The organism is Paenibacillus sp. BC26 (assembly GCF_900116125.1).
Taxonomy (GTDB): domain Bacteria; phylum Bacillota; class Bacilli; order Paenibacillales; family Paenibacillaceae; genus Paenibacillus_Z; species Paenibacillus_Z lignilyticus.
Genome location: NZ_FPAD01000001.1, coordinates 2,040,606 through 2,057,270 on the forward strand (window position 1 = coordinate 2,040,606; position 16,665 = coordinate 2,057,270).

Genomic DNA, 16,665 nt, shown 5'->3' on the forward strand with positions numbered 1-16,665 from the left:
TCTTTTTGGTTTTTTAAAGGCAAATGATATCTTCTATCAGACCTACACCCGATGTGTTTTTCGATAAAAGGAAGGGGTCATGCCGCGCTTTTGCCGAAAAACGCGACTTAAATAAAACCCGTTCTCGTACCCGCACCGGGATGCGATTTTGTCGATGCTGAGTTCGGTTTCCGCAAGCAGCCGGCATGCCCGGGAGAGCCGAAGCTCCGTTACGAATTCCGAAGGCGTAACGCCATATGCGCTGCGGAACCGCCGGGTCAGCTGTACAGGTGAAAGCTTCAGTGAATGTGCCAAGCTCCGCATATTCAGAGGTGCGTAAGCGTGGGTCGACATGAACTGATGAGCCTGCTGCAACTCCTGTGGGATGTCTGCATGGGCAGCACTCCGATTATTTCCCTGCTCCAACGTTATCAGCAACAGCAAGTCGTTTAATAAATGCTGTTTATTCGCATGTGCGAGCTGATCCCTATCAGACGCCAATTGGTTCAAATAACGGAAATCGGACAGAAGTCTTTCTTCATCAGCAATGCTAAGTTTCCCGATAAGATGAAATTCCTCCCCGAATTCGGTCTCGGTTTCCGGATCCGCACCGGATGCCGTCTCCCAATCGAAATGGAGAAAATGGAAGCTAAGCGGGCTGACCGTTCGTCGGTGAAACCATGTATTCGGCGGACAGATCACCAAGTCGCCGAAGCCTGCTTCCCCCTCATGGTCATTTATGGAATAAATGAATTTGCCGTCTTGTGCGGCGAACATTGTCCAGCATGGATATATATCACGGTCGAGAGCAAACCGTTCCTTGCGTTCCCAATACACATGCGAGACTAACTTTGCATAATGATCGATCTTCATCTGAGCTTTCACCTCTGTTGATCTGTTGAAATAAAGTATATCAATTATCGCAATACAATGCATGTTATTTGAAATGGAGAGATATTATGATGAAATTAAAGACATTTATTAAACGATAAGGAGTGCATGGGATATGAGAAATGAGGTCGTGTCGACAGACATAACGGTTATTGGCGGCGGACTGGCAGGGGTTTGTGCGGCAATCGCCGCAGCACGGCTGGGAAGAACGGTTTCGCTTGTGCAAAATCGGCCTGTCCTCGGCGGTAATTCCAGCAGCGAGGTGAGGGTGTGGGTTTGCGGCGCTACGGCGCACGGAACACACCGCTATGCAAGGGAAACCGGCATAATGGGCGAAATGTTCGTTGAGAACCAGTACCGTAATATGGACGGGAACCCCTACTTCTGGGACTTGGTCGTCATGGAGAAGGTGCGGGCAGAGCCCAATATCCGCTTATTTCTCAATACGGATGTGCATGAAGTGGAGGCAGACGGTGACGAGGCGGACCGCACGATACGTTCCGTAACGGGCTGGATGATGGGGTCGGAACGGAAGATTCGTTTTGAAAGCGATGTGTTTCTGGATTGTTCGGGCGATGGACTTGTAGGGTTTCTCGCCGGAGCCAAATATCGCGTCGGACGCGAGTCGAAGGCCGAATACAACGAGGAGTGGGCGCCTGAGGTAGCAGACGATATTACGCTCGGCAGCACGCTTCTGTTCTATACGAAGGATGCCGGCCGTCCCGTGCAATACATCCCGCCTTCTTTTGCCAAGGACATCACCCAAACCACGATTCCAATGAAACGAGTCATCCGAAGCGGCGATAATGGCTGTGCCTATTGGTGGATCGAATGGGGAGGCGAGCTCGATACCGTTCATGATAACGAGCTGATTCGCGACGAGCTGTGGGCAGCCATTTATGGGATTTGGGACTATATCAAGAACTCCGGCAAGTTCGATGCCGATAATATGACGCTGGAATGGGTCGGCTCTATCCCCGGAAAAAGAGAATACCGCCGGTTCGTCGGCGATTACGTGCTCAATCAGAACGACATTGTGGCGCAACGCGAGTTTGAAGACCGCATCGCTTTCGGAGGCTGGTCCATCGATCTGCATCCGCCGCAAGGGATGTATTCGACGGAAAGCGGATCCAAGCACCTTCACATGGACGGCATCTATCATATTCCGTTTCGCTCGCTATATTCCGTCAATGTCAACAACCTACTCATGGCCGGCCGCGACATAAGTGCCTCGCACGTCGCGTTTGGGACAACGCGGGTAATGGCAACTTGTGCGGTCATCGGCGAAGCTGCCGGTACCGGGGCCGCATTATGCGCAGAGAAGGGGATTACACCACGCGAGCTGCATAACATTCACCTGAGCGAACTGCAGCAAACGATGCTCAAGCAGGACGCCTCAATCATCGGCTTGCGAAATGAGGATGCAGCCGATCTGGCATTGCGAGCGAACGTAAAAGCATCGAGTACATTGACGCGACTTGCGGTGGAAATGGCGGTAGCGACTCATCCACTTAAGTCCGACATCGGCTTGCTGCTGCCGGCGGACCCGGACATTGACGGCATCGAACTGTTGGTGGATGCTGCAGATGCAGCGACGCTTACAGTCGAGCTATGGAATACGGGGCGTGGCGAGAATTACGTCCCGCACACGCTGCAAATGGTTGCATCGACGCAAGTTGGCAAAGGTGAGAAGCAATGGGTGAAGCTGGATTTGCTTTGGAAACCGGATACTCCGCAAAATGCCTTCCTCATCATTAAAGCCGATGAGACTTTTTCACTGCACCTGTCCAATCAGCCGCAAACGGGCGTGCTTACATTTCTTAATGGAGCGAAGCGGGCTGTATCCTCAGACCTTGAGAACCATCAGTCATCACAGCCTGTCATCCAATGGAGCATGAATCCGTTTGTTCGCAAGCCGCTCTGTTTCCGCCTGCTTTCACGGACAAATGCTTTCTCTCCGGAGAGAGCCGTCGATGGCTACGCCCGTCCGTATGCGGGCCCGCATCTGTGGTCATCCGCCGCATTGGAGGGAGCCTCATCAGAATGGTTGGAGCTAAGCTGGGAGAACCAGGTGAATGTACGGTCGGTCCACATTACGTTCAATGATGACGTAAACGAGGACTTGATCAACCTTCACCATCACCGCACGCCTTTTGCAATCATGCCGGAGCTCATTCAGAATTATACCGTTGAGGCGTACGCGAACGGCGAATGGACGGCTGTAGCTGAAGGACAAAACAATCATAAACGCAAGCGCATCCATACGCTGCATGCACCGGTAACCACTGAAAAGCTCCGAATCGTGGCTTACTCGACGAATGGCAGCCAGCGCGCCGAAATTGTCGAAGTCAGGGTGTACGAATAGTATATAGGACAATACAAAGAGATGGTTTGCAGCAGTTGTGCAAACCATCTTTTTATTCGGAACCAACGAGATGACTTGGGTTTAAACCGTCGGTACGGTTCCGCCGTCAATCGTATATTCGCTGCCCGTTATGGAGGCTGCGCGGTCGGAAACCAGGAAGGCGACGAGCTCGGCGACTTCAGCAGGCAAGCCTGGGCGTCCAATCGGAATACCTCCGAGGGAATCCATAAGCGCATGGAGAGCGGCTTCGCGGCTGCCCGCAGCAGTCGCGATGCGGTCGATCATGCGATCCGCTGCTTCCGTTTGTATAAATCCAGGTGCAATCGTATTGATGCGTATCCCTTTCGGAGAAAATTCTTTGGATAAGCCCTTACTGTAGGTGGTGAGTGCTGCTTTTGCTGCTGCGTATGCCAATGTAGTTTCGTACAGCGGTAATTTTCGCTGAATGGAGCTTACATGAATGATGGCTCCTGTGCCTTGCTCAACCATTAGCGGCAGTAAACTTCTGTCCAAGCGGACGGAACCAAGCAAATTCAAGTTTAACGTTTCTAACCAATCTTCTTCAGATAATGCCAATGCACCGCCGGGCGGCGTGGAAGCACCTCCGACCGTATTAATCAAGATGTCGATACCGCCTAACTTCGCTTTCACAGCTTCCGCGATTAACGCGGTACCTTCCGGCTTCGTGATGTCAGCTTGGATGAAATGAACGTTTGGAATCGTGTAATCTGTCGGAATCGTACGGGCAGTAGTGAGTACTGTGGCGCCGGCTTCGGCCAGCCGTCTCACTATTGCATAACCCATACCTTTCGTACCTCCCGTTACCAGAGCTCTTTTTCCTTGAAACTCATTTTCGTATGAAGAAATCATGATTTAAATTAATCCTCCTGGCTTTGAAATGGATTCGTGAATCGCTCACATGTGATAGCTTACCCCTTCTTGAATCATAGTTCCAATTTATATTAATAATAGATATCATTCCTATTATTCATTAGTTAATCTAGTTAATTACTGATCTTGCTTCGTCAAATAACTGCTTGTATGATAACAACATGAATGATGCACATTCTGAGCATGAGAGGGAATTATATATGGAGTTAACGCAATTGGAATATTTCTTGGAGGTTGCCCGCTTGGAACATCTGACTAAAGCAGCTGAAACTTTATCCATTTCGCAGCCTGCTTTAAGTCATTCCATATCGAAGCTGGAAGCTGAGCTTGGCGTGCCTTTGTTTGAACGAAAGGGAAGAAGTCTGCAGATAAACCGTTACGGCACCATGTTCGCAAAGCGCGTGGAGAAGATTTTGCAGGAGGTGCAACGAGGGAAGAAGGAAATCGAAGAACTGTCGGATCCCGAATCAGGTACGATCCATCTATCTTATTTAAATATATTGGGCGTTGATTTAATACCTAATTTGATTCGAGATTACCAGAAAGCCAATCCGAAAGTTGCCTTCGAACTGACGCAAGGAGACAAAGGTTCGATTCTGGAGCAGGTCGAGAACGGCTTCTCGGATTTGATGATTACCTCAGAAAGACCCGACAGCGACGCCTATGATTGGATTCCTATCCGCTCACTGCCGCTACATCTGGTCGTCTCCTCCGATCATCCTTTTGCGAATGAGGAATCGATCAGCCTAAAGAAGATTACGGGGGAGCCGTTTGTGAGCTTGAAGCATAATTGCAGTTTAAGGGATTCACTTCTCTCCCGATTCCATCAATTAAACTTCACGCTCGCGTCCACCTACGATGCGGAAGATCTACATACGGTGGCAGGTTTCGTGGCGGCCGGACTCGGAATATCTGTATTACCGAAAACTGCCGGCTTGAACATCGAAGGTCTGCGTTGGATCAACATCCAAGAGGAGGGCTGGCTGTGGGAAATCGGCTTGCACCTCAAGAAGGAGCGATTTCTGTCTCCGGCAACCCAGCGATTCGTTAGCTTCATCGAAGAGAAAAGCGCGCTTTAAGATGGTTTCCTCCTCCTAAATAAAGACCTGATCATGAACTCATGGTCGGGTCTTTTCTGACTAACCCTGGCTGATCCGCAGCAAGTACCAGCATGAAGAAGGAGGCATATGCCTCCATACGCATGTCTTTCCTGAAATAGGGCATCATTCATCATAAATCCAAACATGAGAATTCATCTCATAGATGTGAAAAAGGTGATATCGATGAGGACCGCTCTTCTTGCGTTGATCCTGCTGCTTTGCTGTTCCGGATGCTGGGACAGGAAAGAGATCAACCAATTGGCAATCGTAAATATTGGAGCGGTCGACTTGGATTCGAAGAACAAGAAGAAGATTAACGTCTATCTCCAAGTGATCAACCCGATGGGCGTTTCCGCCAAAGGCGGCGGTTCATCGAAGGCGGCTGTCTATACCTACCGGTTCGATGAAATGAGTCCGGGACTCGTGCAGGAAGCGTCAAGCACCGCGATGCCGCGCAGACTATTTGCAGATCATATGCAATGCTATATCCTTTCGGAACGGATAGCCCGAACAGAAAACATGCTGCAGGTCATCAATTATTTCGAGCGAGATCCGGCGCGAAGAACAAGTATCACCTTTCTGATTGCTGATTCTCCGCTACCGATCGTCTTGAATAGCTTTACCCCGCTGGAGACCGTACCCGGTAGATTTCTACGGTCATTGATGGAACAGCAAAGCATTGAATTCGGTTCGACAAATTTCATTTTACGGGTGAAGGACGTCATCGAAGGCATACCCAAGCATCAACCGACTATTGTTCCGATTCTCCACTATAACGGATCTGAGCCATCGTCCAGCACAAGCCGATTGGAGGAAATCGATGCAGTAAACAACGGGCTCAGCATCAAGGATGGAGCGGTAATATACCGAGCAAAGATGGTCGGGAGAATCGATCGGGAAATGTTCATCACGGATATGATATTGAACCGGAAAATCGTGCAAGCCATGGATAGCCTCGTTGTGAGCGGAGCGAAAGTGGACGTGTTGGCGACTAAGTTCAAGGTGAAGCGAAATTGGGATCGCGCCGCCAATCGTCTCCTCATAGATATTCATGCCAATCTCCGGATTATCTTAAATGACCAGCAGGAAGAAATGACGACGCAGAACCTTCATAAGGTCGAACAAGCCTTTAACGACTCATTTCTGGAAAAAGCCCGGGAAGTCGTAAAGCATGCCAACAAAACCGGCTGGGATTTGCTCGGACTTCAAGACCAAGGGGTGGCATCCGACCAATGGAAACTTACGCATTTGGACTTCGATGTCCAATCCGAAGTGACGGCGGTAGGCAATACGACGATTCCATATCGCTCGCAGGACATGGAAGAGTAGTCTTGCATACCCTTCTATTGACGTGGAAAGGTTATTGGATGCAAGACTGCTGCATTGAGGGGGCTTAAGATGTCAGGAATTCATGCGGGCCATGATCTGGTAAACCAAATTTCAAATCGTCTCAAACATTCGTCTGATCTGAAGTGCAAACGTTTAGAGCTGTTTACCCGTTTTGAATTATACTGCATCTACCTCGGATCGATCGTCGACGACAACAAAATTGAAGAGTGGGTCATTAAACCGGCCATTGAAACGAACTTCTTGGATGGCTCGACAGCGCAGCCTCCGCTTGATTGGATCGCGAAGAACGTACCGTTTCTCGGGGAGAAGAAAATAACGACTTTAGCCGATTGTCTGGAACAGATTCTGAACGGCCATTGTTTGCTGGTTTCTCCCGAAGAAGAAGCCGCTCTAAGTTACGATGTCAGCAAGGGACCTTATAGAGCTGTATCCGAACCGCAGACAGAAGCCGTTATCCAAGGACCCCGCGAAGGGTTCATTGAAGATATTGACTGCAATGTGGCGCTTATTCGCAAACGGATCCGAAACGAGCATTTGTCATTCGAGTTACTGACGATTGGTGCCCAAACCAAGACCAGATTGTACTTGGTCTACATGGGCAACATCGCCTCTTCGAAAATCGTCGACGAATTTCGAAGCCGCCTAAACGCCATCTCAACAGATAGCATATTGGAGAGCGCCTATATCGAGGAGCTGATTCAGGATAAAAGCGTGACTCCGTTTCCTCAATTCATCAGCACCGAACGACCGGATGTCACAGCCGCAAAACTGTTGGAGGGACAGGTTGTAGTCATGACGGACGGTACGCCCTTTGTCCTCATCGGTCCCATCACGTTCTTTCAATTGTTCACCTCGCCGGAAGATTACTACCAGCGAGCCGATATCGCCCTTCTGATACGCTGGCTGCGGATGCTCGCCTTCTTGCTCGCGGTATTCGTGCCCGCACTCTATATAGCGGTAATTAGTTATCATCAGGAAATGCTCCCTACGACACTGCTCATCAGCCTAGCCGTACAGCGCGTGGACGTGCCTTTCCCGGCTTTTATAGAAGCAGCCATCATGATGGTGACGTTCGAGATTCTTCGAGAAGCCGGACTTCGGATGCCGCGAATCTCCGGGCAAGCGATCTCCATTGTCGGCGCGCTTGTCCTCGGCCAAGCTGCGGTCGAAGCCGGTCTGGTTTCCACGGCGATGGTCATTGTTGTGTCGCTTACGGCCATATCCAACTTTATTTCGCCTAATTATCGGTTTGGGACCACGCAGCGGATCCTCCAGTTCTATTTCATGATTCTGGCCGGCATTTTTGGATTATTCGGGATCATGTGCGGTGTCTTCTTTTTGTTGATCCATATGGTGTCGATCCAATCGTTCGGAGTTCCATACATGGCTCCTCTTGCGCCGCCATTACTGTCTGACTGGAAAGATACGTTCGTTCGGGTTCCCCGTACGCTCATGAAACGTTTACCGGCTGCCTTTCATCCCAAACGGACCAAAAGGTAATCCATCCAATCCAATTTCATTGAATCGAGGAATAAGTCATGGAAAATGCCCAATTGAAAGGGTGGCAATTATTTGCGATGGTCTATTGCTTCGTGGTCGGCACGACATGTATTTTGTTGCCGGGGAGAATGATTGCAGAGACAAAGCAATACGCATGGTTGTTTGAATTCGGCGCACTCGTGATTGGATTGATCTTGGCTTGCGGATGGTTATATTTGTCCAAGTGTCACGAAGGCTTGAGCATTGTGCAAATTTCCGTTAAGTTGTTCGGGAAATGGATCGGAGGAGGGATATCGCTGCTTTATATCCTATTCTTCATTCAAATCGCTTCATGGGTGACGCGGAATATGAGCGATTTCATGCACGTCAATCTAATGCCCAGGACACCGATATCCGTTGTGAATATTTTGGTTCTGGTCATATGTGCGTATGCGGTAGTGCGGGGGATAGGGGCCATATCGTCGGTGAGTTGGATTCTAGCGCCGATTTTATCGCTTATGTTTTGGATTCCTTACTCCATCATGCTGAGGGAATGGGATTGGAGCCGATTCCATCTGGACAACCCAATCCAGTTATGGCCGGCCATCATTTCATCGAGGCATTTGATCGCTTTTCCGTTCATGGAGACGATATCGTTCATGATGCTTCTGCCGTTGACTGAGCGGAAGTCCAGGAAGTTGGTGCTGCTGGGGATTGGAATAGCAGGGTTTCTAACTTCGCTGTGCGTCGTGTTTACGATAGGCATCTTAGGTGTTTACCGGAGTTCGCATTTGGTTAATCCGATCATCATCATTTTCAGTGAGATGCGCTTCTCCAGCGCCATTGAGCATATGGAGGCGCTTATTTCCGTTGTTTTCCTGCTGATGGTCTTTCTCAAGCTAAGTATTCTTTTTTATTGCGCTGTTCTGGCGATTTGTCAGCTGTTCAACTTGAAGAACCGCGCGGCCGTTGCCTTCCCGCTTATTTGGATTATATCGGCATACTCCCTGTACTTTGACAATGTCATCGAAAATATGGAGTGGATCCATAAGTATCTGTTCGATTATTATGCGATTTATGCCATTTTGCTTCCAGCGCTTTTGATGGCGATGACATGGGCAAAGCGATGGGTTAGCGTAAAAACAGGATAGAAGGTGGCATCAAAAGCACGCTATTCACGGTGCCATCCAATCCGAGTCATTTCATCCGTTTCCTATAGCATGCACCGGGACCGAAAATCAATTCCTAACTAAAACAAAGAACCCTTGCTTCGCAAGGGTTCAGTGGTCGCCATGATGTCACATACCTACCTATAGTTTAAAGGCTTTTAATTTCGGGAATCGTTTTCGTTATTGAAATAATGGAATGATCAAGGCAATTACACCCAGAATGGTGGTCCACCACGCAATTCCCTTCTTAGGGTTAGCGAAGCATATGAGTCCCAGGATTACGGCAATCCCGCCCATCCAGATAGGCGCATAGAAAAATCCGATTACAGCCAATACAATACCGATCCAGCCAAGCCATTTTGCAGTAGTTTCATTCATCTTCAACATCTCCATTATAGTAGATTTGTAGGGTCAAGTTGTTTGCTTCGACAAAAGGTAGGTATGTCGCATCATGGCAACCTGACTCCATTGGCGTACATGTCAACGCACAGGCGTTTGACCGTCAGCCATGCAAATGAGTCCGAGGATAACAGCTATGCTGCCCATCCAGGCAGTGGCAAAGAAACAGCCGATAACAGCTAACACGATACCGCTCCAACTAAGCCATTTTCTTGTCATTTCGCTCATGCGCAGCATCTCCTTTATTCGTTTTAGGAGGTTGAGGGATGCGATTTTTACGCTTAAGCCGGTTTGTTTTCAAGACGATATCCATCATAGGGTTGGTTACGCCGTACATCGCTTTCTCGTCCATATGATGATGCAGCAGGTGCCTCTTCTTCATCCATTTCCCCCAAGGAGTAAACGGTACGATGGGGCGATGAGCGATATAATGCTGCCATTGATAATAGATTTGGAAGCCGGATGTACCGAACACGACGGCCAGAGACAAATGCCAGTCAAACCCCGTTACCAGATACGCCGCTAAGAAAATAATCAAATAGCCATACACATCGACGGAGACCGGTCCGAACAAATGCTTCACGTCGCTTGGCGACTCATGGTGAGCAACATGTCCTTGATAGGATTTGGGAGCAAATTGCGGACATTCATGAAGCACGAATCGATGAGCCGTATATTCGATTAAGACAAATAGTACACAACCAACGCCAATGGCCGGAACCGTCCATAGACTGCCGAGTGTCGCGATGACCCCGCAGCAGCTAACGAGGACAACAAAGAATAGAAACCGAATAGGATGCTGGCCTAAAAATTCTTTTGTATATTGCATACGGGTCGTCTCCGATCTCATATACAATCCCTCCCATATAATCGACTTTGTGTTGATTAGTCGTCACACAGTTTATTATAATGAGATGGAGGATAAATTCAATAATCAAGATGCGCTTAAAAGTCGATTATCCGACACACTGCGCAAGGAAGTTTATTAGTTTAGAAATTAGTTCACTTCGAGGTGGAAGAACATGCAGGACAAGACAGATCCTAGAATAATTAGAACGAAGCTAATGCTAAGAGATGCCTTAATTGACTTATTGGAGGAAAAAGGATTAGAGGCAATAACGATCCGGGATTTGATGCAGCAGGCCGGCTTGCACCGGAGTACATTTTATTTGCATTACCGCGATAAATACGATTTGCTGGAATTGAGCAAAGAGGACATGCTTAATGAGATTCTGGGAATCGTTAATGACATCGATCCCATTCAACTCATGAAACATGCCGCGCGCAACGAGCCTGATCCGGTTTTCCAGAAATTGTTCGAGTTCTTTACGCTGCATGCCATATTTTTCAAAGTTCTCTTGGGACCTAAAGGAGATCCGGCTTATCCCATCCAAATAAGAAGCATTATGGAAAAGCTGATCTATAGCAAGCTGTCCATCATTCAGTCCGAACAAATCGCCATGCCGCGCGAGTACATTATTGCCTACTTGGCATCCGCAAACTTAGGCGTCATTCAGCATTGGTTAGCGCATGGCATGCAGATTTCTACTCGAGAGATGGCGTTGTTGATAACCCGTATGGCTACCTTCGGTCCGTTGCAAACCTTTGGACTTAAGGGAGAGGCATAAGCGAGTGCACGAATAGTTTATAGACACGAAAAATAAGATGGTTATGCAGCTTTTGTGCAAGCCATCTTTTTGTTATCGGCACTGCGATATTTGCTTTCGGGGGTGGTACCGAATGAATGACGATTTATTAACGGTATTAATTGTCGATGACGAACTACCGATACGTCAGGAACTTCGTCTGTTCGACTGGGGAAATTATGCTGTCGAATGGGTTGGCGAAGCGGAGAACGGCGAGGAGGCGCTGCGGTTTTGCCGCCGCCATGCGCCGGATATCGTCATAACGGACATTACAATGCCGGTCATGAATGGACTGGAGCTGTTTCGTAATTTGAAAAAGGAGTTTCCGCATATCCAGGTCATCCTGCTTACCTGTCATTCGGATTTCGCTTATGCGAAGGAAGCGGTCAAGCTCGGCGCGGCAGAGTACCTTGTGAAAGTAACCATGGAGGACAGTGATCTTGCGCAGGCGATACATCGGGCAAAAGATGGCGTTTATCGCGAGAAAACGCTGCAGCGAAACGAAACGGAATGCCACCGCTGGCAGACGTCCGAACAACTGATGACATTAACACGTCAGTCAGCCGATGAAGGAAAGCTTGATGCCTGGCTGCAAGCCTCATTCCAAACCACGTTTCCAATACAGCTTGCTGCGCTCCATGTGGAGACAAGTAAGCCCGGCGGACTACTCGTTCAGCATGTTTGCGAAGAATACCTGACCTCGCTGGAGCGCACGAGGTCGTTTAATTGGGTTCCGGCTGACAGTGACAGCGGCATATGCGTGTTGGTATTCCGCATGGAGAACGGCAAGCTGTCGGGAATACAGCGAGAACTAGCGGAGATAATCGAAAATCTATATCAATGGATCGATCGAAGGCTGCCCTTCCTTAGCGGTGCATACAGGCTTTTTAGCGTCATAAGCGAATCGATTTGTAGAGGCGCTGAATTTGCGGATCGGTACCGCGGCGTTTGCGAGAAACCGTATTTGGTATTCTACGATGGTGAAGGCCGGGTATTTGAGACACCTATCACCGGGCCGGCTTCATTCGAGGAGCAATCGGCGAATGAAATAACGGCCATGCTGCATAAATCGCAATGGAACCGGGAGCTATTGACAGCAGTCATCCGAGGGGAATTCGTGCAATGGGCGTTAAACAGTCGGATTGTACCCGAGGAACTGCGGACGTTCATTGCGGATTGGCTGCGCGGATGGCACAGGGAACAAGCTGGGCAGGAAGCCAGTGGGTGGAGAGTGTCGGGTCAGATCCTCGGTGCTGCTACCATCAATGATTTGGTGGAAGCTATCATATATGAAATCGAGTTGACGGGCAGGAACAAGAAGTGTCGCAGAGAAATCGCGGATGCAAAGGCCTTTATTGAAGCAAATCTTGAGAATCCGCTCACGCTTAACGTCGTTTCTCGTGAGGTCGGTCTGAGCCCGCATTATCTGAGCAGACTATTTCGGGAAGAAACGGGAGTTTCGTTTCATGATTTCGTGACTGGAAAAAGAATGGAGAAGGCGACCGACCTGCTGCAGAATAGCTCGCTCAGGGTATATGAAATTGCGCATCTGGTAGGCATTCCGAGCTACCGATACTTCTCTGCTCTATTTCGCGAATGGACAGGAGCAGCTCCGACCGAGCTGCGGTGAGCTGACGAAGATGACAAAGGATGATGTCGAATGAACCGGATCTATCGCTGGTACAGGAGTTGGAGCCTCGCGACGAGACAGTTTCTGTTTTTATTTATCATCACGTTCACGTTTTTTGTTCTATTAGCTTGGAATAATTACTACAAGGCTGCCGATTTGTTCAAAAATCAAATGGTATCGGACTCCGTGACATTGATCGCGCGTACGAATCAGTTTCTTGACACGTATCTGGATAATAGTCGGAATGTACTGCTGCTGATCGCCACGGATGCCAAGCTGCTTCAAGAAGGAGACGGCAACAAAATATCCGAGTCGCTGCGGTTCATTGCCGAGAACAACAGCGCACTCGTGAAAACGCTTTATCTCATCCGAAAGGATGGTAAAGTATACGCCAGCTCCCAGGTTAAATATGAGATTATCGGCAATCCGCAGCTAAGATCCATCTACGATAAATCGCAGAAAACCTATGGAGCGGCTGTCGTGAGCCAGCCCTATGCATCGACGCTCTCCGGTGAGACGGTAGCTATCTCCAGACCTGTCAGCTCAAGCAACGGTGACATAATAGGCGTCGCGGTCATCGAGCTCAATCTGGAGAATCTGAATCGTAAAATAAGCGAATTGACGTCCGGCTCCTATCAGACGTTCGTTATTATGTCGGATAAGGACAAGGTAGTTACGTTCGATCGGGATAACGGCATACTGCCGCAAAAACCGGGCACGTATCACGAAGACCTCCCCGAATCGTTCGTCGGCAAGCTTGCCGGGCTCCCGATCACTGCAAGCGAAGTAAACGGGTCAACCGGCAAGCTCGTTGTCGTCAAATCCGGACAGAATCGGCTCGGTTGGACGCTGCTTGTGCTGATTAAAGACCGTTACTTTTATCAGAACGTGATCCGCTTGTTCGATAACTACAAGGCTGCCGCCAGCATTTGGTTTGTGGTCCTGCTGTTCATGGCGTTTGCCATGTCTCGCTATATGACCAAATCGATCCGGATGTTAGCCATCAAGATGGATCGGGTACAGGATATAGGCGTGATTCCGAACCTTGTCGTCAAGAGGGAGGACGAGATCGGACGGCTTACCCAGAGCTTTAATGCCATGATGGAGCGGATTCGGAATCTGCTGCAAGAAACAAAGCAGATGGAAGAGCGGAAGAAACAGCTCGAGCTAAAGATGCTGCAGAGCCAGATCGCCCCGCATTTTCTGTACAACACCTTGGCTTGCATCGGAAGTTTGGCCAAACAGCACCGGACGCAAGAGGTGAAGGAAACGATCCGAGCGCTGGTCGGCGTATTATCGTTCAGCTTCGACAAAACATCGGAATTCTTAACGGTGGAGGAAGAGCTGGCCGGGCTGAACTTGTATATGCAAATTCAGAAAATACGCTATGGAGATAAATTCACATTCATTCAGCAAATCGATCCTGAAGCGTTGTCGTGCAGCATCTTGAAGCTCACCCTGCAGCCGATCTTGGAGAATGCCGTCTTCCATGGAATCGCTCCAAGCCGCAAAGGGGAAGGGCTCATACATGTTCGGGGGTCCATACGCAAAGGGAAACTGCGATTCTTTATCCGCGACAACGGCACAGGAATGGAGAAGACGAAGCTGCGTAAGGCGCTTGAAGAGCGGATGATTGATCCCGGCAGCGAGCGCACATCCGGAATCGGAATGGCGAATGTCCACCAGCGATTGCGAATTCATTATGGCGCTTCCTACGGACTTAGGATCGGCAGCGTACCCCATGCGGGGACGGTCGTATGCATTAGCATCCCTGTAAGTAGAAGATGAGTACTGAGAATTTGTCGGTTTTGTTCTTTATTTCGCAAGATCACTGCATAGTTGAAACCATGTTCATCTTGTTATACTTGGTTTGCGATAATGAATACGCTTACAAATATACGAGGTGAACCTATGAACCAGCGGATTGCACCACAATCGATCCACGAATCGGCGCGGAAACCGGGGATAATTTCCGTCTTCTGCAGAAACATTTGGCGCTTCAAGGCTTTTTATTTGATGCTCTTGCCGGGGCTCGTGTATTACGTCGTCTTCAAATATATCCCGATGTACGGCGTCATTATCGCTTTCAAAGATTTCAATATGATGGAAGGGATCTGGTCAAGTCCATGGGCCAGCCCATGGAACAAACATTTTTTAACGTTTTTTCACTCGCCCTATTTCTCGCAACTGCTTACAAATACCTTTCTGATCAGCATTTACAAGCTGCTCTTCGGTATGCTGCCGCCCATTGCGATGGCGCTGCTGCTGAACGAATGTCGGATCAAATGGTTTAGAACGCTGATTCAAACCTTAACCTATATGCCGCATTTTCTTTCGTGGGTAATCATTTACGGCATTCTGCTCGCACTGTTGTCCCAAAGCTCCGGATTGTTGAATCAATGGCTGCAGGATGCGGGCGGGACGACGATACCCTTCCTAACCTCGACGTCCTACTTCAGGTCCATACTGGTCGGATCGGAAATATGGCAAAATCTCGGCTGGGGAGCAATCATTTATTTGGCGGCCATTGCCGGCATCGATCCTACGCTTTACGAAGCGGCTCGGGTGGATGGAGCGGGACGACTGCGGATGATCCGGCACATTACGCTGCCCGGCATCCGGACCGTTATCATCATGCTGTTGATTTTGAAGCTGGGCCATATCCTTGATGCGGGCTTCGAGCAAATTTATATCATGTACAACATTCAAGTCTATGCCGTCGCCGACATTCTAGATACCTGGGTGTTCCGGACCGGCTTGCAGCAGCTGAACTTTAGTTTGGCTTCGGCGGTGGGGTTATTTAAGGCGGCAATCGGATTGGTATTGGTGCTCGGGTCAAACAAACTTGCGAAGCGGTGGGGGGAGGGCATATGGTAAAAAGCACGAATGACCGTATCGCTGATACCGTTGTTTTCGTCATCCTGCTTGCGTGCGGGCTTGCCGCGATATTTCCACTGTTGTATGTGCTGTCGGTTTCGCTCACACCGTTTAGTGAAGTGCTTCGAAACGGAGGTTTCATACTAGTGCCGCGATCGATCACCTTTGACGCGTATCGCAAGCTAATTATGGAATCGAATATCCCCCGCGCCTTTGGAGTCACGGTGTTGATTACCGTTATTGGCACGATTCTGAATATGATCATCACGGCTTTAATGGCGTATCCGCTCAGTCGCAAGCAGCTCCCGGGACGAAACTTTTTTCTGATGATGGTGGTTTTTACCCTGCTGTTCAGCGGCGGGATCATACCGACTTATCTGGTGGTCAAGTCGATCGGGCTCCTGGATTCGATTTGGGCCATGATTTTGCCGAATCTCGTGTGGAGCTTCAACGTGCTCATCATGAAAAGCTTCTACGAGTCGCTCCCAGAGGAGTTGTTCGAATCCGCAAGGATGGACGGGGCTAAAGAATTTCGGATCTTGCTGCAGATCGTCGTCCCGCTTTCGGTACCCGTAACGCTGACTATCGGATTGTTCTATATGGTGGGCCACTGGAACGAATTTTTTCAAGCGATTATGTATGTGACGGATCGGAATTTGTTCCCTCTTCAGGTCGTCGTTCGTGAAATATTGATTCAAACGCAGCAACCGCTCGAAAATGCCGACAATATGACACCGAGCGAAACGCTGCAAATGGCTTCCGTTATTCTGGCAAGCCTGCCCATTATCATGGTTTATCCATTTATGCAAAAGCATTTTACTAAAGGCATGCTGCTCGGCTCCGTTAAAGGTTGAAGCTCGGCAACCTGTTACTGCAGGAACGGGAAAAG

At 49.0% G+C, this 16,665-nt stretch carries 15 protein-coding genes; 10 read left to right on the forward strand and 5 right to left on the reverse strand.

Annotated elements, in window-relative coordinates:
- Window positions 1-42: 42 nt before the first annotated feature.
- Window positions 43-852 carry a helix-turn-helix domain-containing protein gene (locus BM412_RS08765; protein ID WP_177245722.1) on the reverse strand — a complete coding sequence of 270 codons (810 nt, stop codon included), beginning with the start codon at window positions 850-852 and terminating at the stop codon, window positions 43-45.
- Between the two features lie 133 nt (window positions 853-985).
- Between BM412_RS08765 and BM412_RS08770 the strand changes: the two genes are divergently transcribed.
- Window positions 986-3,235, forward strand: a complete 2,250-nt coding sequence (locus tag BM412_RS08770; RefSeq protein WP_091216420.1) for an FAD-dependent oxidoreductase — start codon at window positions 986-988, stop codon at window positions 3,233-3,235.
- An 81-nt stretch (window positions 3,236-3,316) separates the two neighbouring features.
- Here BM412_RS08770 and BM412_RS08775 read toward each other — a convergent pair whose 3' ends face one another.
- Window positions 3,317-4,105, reverse strand: coding sequence for an SDR family oxidoreductase (locus BM412_RS08775; RefSeq protein WP_091216422.1), 789 nt, complete (start codon window positions 4,103-4,105; stop codon window positions 3,317-3,319).
- Between the two features lie 221 nt (window positions 4,106-4,326).
- Here BM412_RS08775 and BM412_RS08780 point away from each other — a divergent pair, with 221 nt between their 5' ends.
- The 4 genes from BM412_RS08780 to BM412_RS08795 all read left to right on the forward strand — a co-directional run bounded on the left by BM412_RS08780 (window position 4,327) and on the right by BM412_RS08795 (window position 9,206).
- Window positions 4,327-5,205, forward strand: a complete 879-nt coding sequence (locus BM412_RS08780) for a LysR family transcriptional regulator (protein ID WP_091216425.1) — start codon at window positions 4,327-4,329, stop codon at window positions 5,203-5,205.
- A 279-nt stretch (window positions 5,206-5,484) separates the two neighbouring features.
- Window positions 5,485-6,555 carry a Ger(x)C family spore germination protein gene (locus BM412_RS08785; protein WP_177245723.1) on the forward strand — a complete coding sequence of 357 codons (1,071 nt, stop codon included), beginning with the start codon at window positions 5,485-5,487 and terminating at the stop codon, window positions 6,553-6,555.
- Window positions 6,556-6,624: 69 nt separating this feature from the next.
- The gene (locus tag BM412_RS08790; RefSeq protein ID WP_091216430.1) at window positions 6,625-8,076 is read left to right on the forward strand and encodes a spore germination protein; all 1,452 of its coding nucleotides are present in this window, start codon (window positions 6,625-6,627) and stop codon (window positions 8,074-8,076) included.
- A 38-nt stretch (window positions 8,077-8,114) separates the two neighbouring features.
- Window positions 8,115-9,206: a GerAB/ArcD/ProY family transporter gene (locus BM412_RS08795; protein ID WP_091216432.1), complete on the forward strand. Its 1,092-nt coding sequence runs from the start codon at window positions 8,115-8,117 to the stop codon at window positions 9,204-9,206.
- A gap of 198 nt (window positions 9,207-9,404) precedes the next feature.
- On the opposite strand, the gene BM412_RS08800 is transcribed toward BM412_RS08795, so the two are convergent.
- The 3 genes from BM412_RS08800 to BM412_RS08805 form a co-directional block, all read right to left on the reverse strand.
- Window positions 9,405-9,602 (reverse strand): C4-dicarboxylate ABC transporter, encoded by a 198-nt coding sequence (locus tag BM412_RS08800; RefSeq protein ID WP_091216434.1) that lies wholly within the window; start codon window positions 9,600-9,602, stop codon window positions 9,405-9,407.
- Window positions 9,603-9,704: 102 nt separating this feature from the next.
- Window positions 9,705-9,842: a hypothetical protein gene (locus BM412_RS32075; protein ID WP_177245724.1), complete on the reverse strand. Its 138-nt coding sequence runs from the start codon at window positions 9,840-9,842 to the stop codon at window positions 9,705-9,707.
- Window positions 9,823-10,452: a sterol desaturase family protein gene (locus tag BM412_RS08805; protein ID WP_177245725.1), complete on the reverse strand. Its 630-nt coding sequence runs from the start codon at window positions 10,450-10,452 to the stop codon at window positions 9,823-9,825. Before BM412_RS08805 ends, BM412_RS32075 begins: the two co-directional genes overlap by 20 nt.
- A 235-nt stretch (window positions 10,453-10,687) precedes the next feature.
- Here BM412_RS08805 and BM412_RS08810 point away from each other — a divergent pair, with 235 nt between their 5' ends.
- The 5 genes from BM412_RS08810 to BM412_RS08835 all read left to right on the forward strand — a co-directional run bounded on the left by BM412_RS08810 (window position 10,688) and on the right by BM412_RS08835 (window position 16,630).
- Window positions 10,688-11,251, forward strand: coding sequence for a TetR/AcrR family transcriptional regulator (locus BM412_RS08810; RefSeq protein WP_256256355.1), 564 nt, complete (start codon window positions 10,688-10,690; stop codon window positions 11,249-11,251).
- A gap of 112 nt (window positions 11,252-11,363) precedes the next feature.
- Window positions 11,364-12,899 (forward strand): response regulator transcription factor, encoded by a 1,536-nt coding sequence (locus tag BM412_RS32485; protein WP_256256202.1) that lies wholly within the window; start codon window positions 11,364-11,366, stop codon window positions 12,897-12,899.
- A 30-nt stretch (window positions 12,900-12,929) separates the two neighbouring features.
- Complete coding sequence (locus BM412_RS08825; protein ID WP_091216441.1) at window positions 12,930-14,687, forward strand: cache domain-containing sensor histidine kinase; 1,758 nt, start codon at window positions 12,930-12,932, stop codon at window positions 14,685-14,687.
- 228 nt (window positions 14,688-14,915) lie between these two features.
- Entirely contained in the window at window positions 14,916-15,776 is an 861-nt protein-coding gene (locus tag BM412_RS08830; RefSeq protein WP_256256356.1) for an ABC transporter permease, read from the forward strand.
- On the forward strand, window positions 15,770-16,630 hold the full coding sequence (locus BM412_RS08835; protein ID WP_091216446.1) for a carbohydrate ABC transporter permease: 861 nt from the start codon (window positions 15,770-15,772) through the stop codon (window positions 16,628-16,630). The genes BM412_RS08830 and BM412_RS08835 overlap by 7 nt, the downstream gene beginning before the upstream one ends.
- The last annotated feature ends 35 nt before the right edge of the window (window positions 16,631-16,665 follow it).

Excerpts from the sequence above, each read along its gene's own strand:
- BM412_RS08790 (WP_091216430.1), top strand. The coding sequence starts at position 6,625 with ATGTCAGGAATTCATGCGGGCCATGATCTGGTAAACCAAATTTCAAAT.
- BM412_RS08800 (WP_091216434.1), bottom strand. The coding sequence starts at position 9,602 with ATGAATGAAACTACTGCAAAATGGCTTGGCTGGATCGGTATTGTATTG.
- BM412_RS08825 (WP_091216441.1), top strand. The coding sequence starts at position 12,930 with ATGAACCGGATCTATCGCTGGTACAGGAGTTGGAGCCTCGCGACGAGA.
- BM412_RS08775 (WP_091216422.1), bottom strand. The coding sequence starts at position 4,105 with ATGATTTCTTCATACGAAAATGAGTTTCAAGGAAAAAGAGCTCTGGTA.
- BM412_RS08805 (WP_177245725.1), bottom strand. The coding sequence starts at position 10,452 with ATGCAATATACAAAAGAATTTTTAGGCCAGCATCCTATTCGGTTTCTA.
- BM412_RS32075 (WP_177245724.1), bottom strand. The coding sequence starts at position 9,842 with ATGACAAGAAAATGGCTTAGTTGGAGCGGTATCGTGTTAGCTGTTATC.
- BM412_RS08770 (WP_091216420.1), top strand. The coding sequence starts at position 986 with ATGAGAAATGAGGTCGTGTCGACAGACATAACGGTTATTGGCGGCGGA.
- BM412_RS08830 (WP_256256356.1), top strand. The coding sequence starts at position 14,916 with ATGCTCTTGCCGGGGCTCGTGTATTACGTCGTCTTCAAATATATCCCG.
- BM412_RS08780 (WP_091216425.1), top strand. The coding sequence starts at position 4,327 with ATGGAGTTAACGCAATTGGAATATTTCTTGGAGGTTGCCCGCTTGGAA.
- BM412_RS08795 (WP_091216432.1), top strand. The coding sequence starts at position 8,115 with ATGGAAAATGCCCAATTGAAAGGGTGGCAATTATTTGCGATGGTCTAT.
- BM412_RS32485 (WP_256256202.1), top strand. The coding sequence starts at position 11,364 with ATGAATGACGATTTATTAACGGTATTAATTGTCGATGACGAACTACCG.
- BM412_RS08835 (WP_091216446.1), top strand. The coding sequence starts at position 15,770 with ATGGTAAAAAGCACGAATGACCGTATCGCTGATACCGTTGTTTTCGTC.
- BM412_RS08810 (WP_256256355.1), top strand. The coding sequence starts at position 10,688 with ATGCTAAGAGATGCCTTAATTGACTTATTGGAGGAAAAAGGATTAGAG.
- BM412_RS08765 (WP_177245722.1), bottom strand. The coding sequence starts at position 852 with ATGAAGATCGATCATTATGCAAAGTTAGTCTCGCATGTGTATTGGGAA.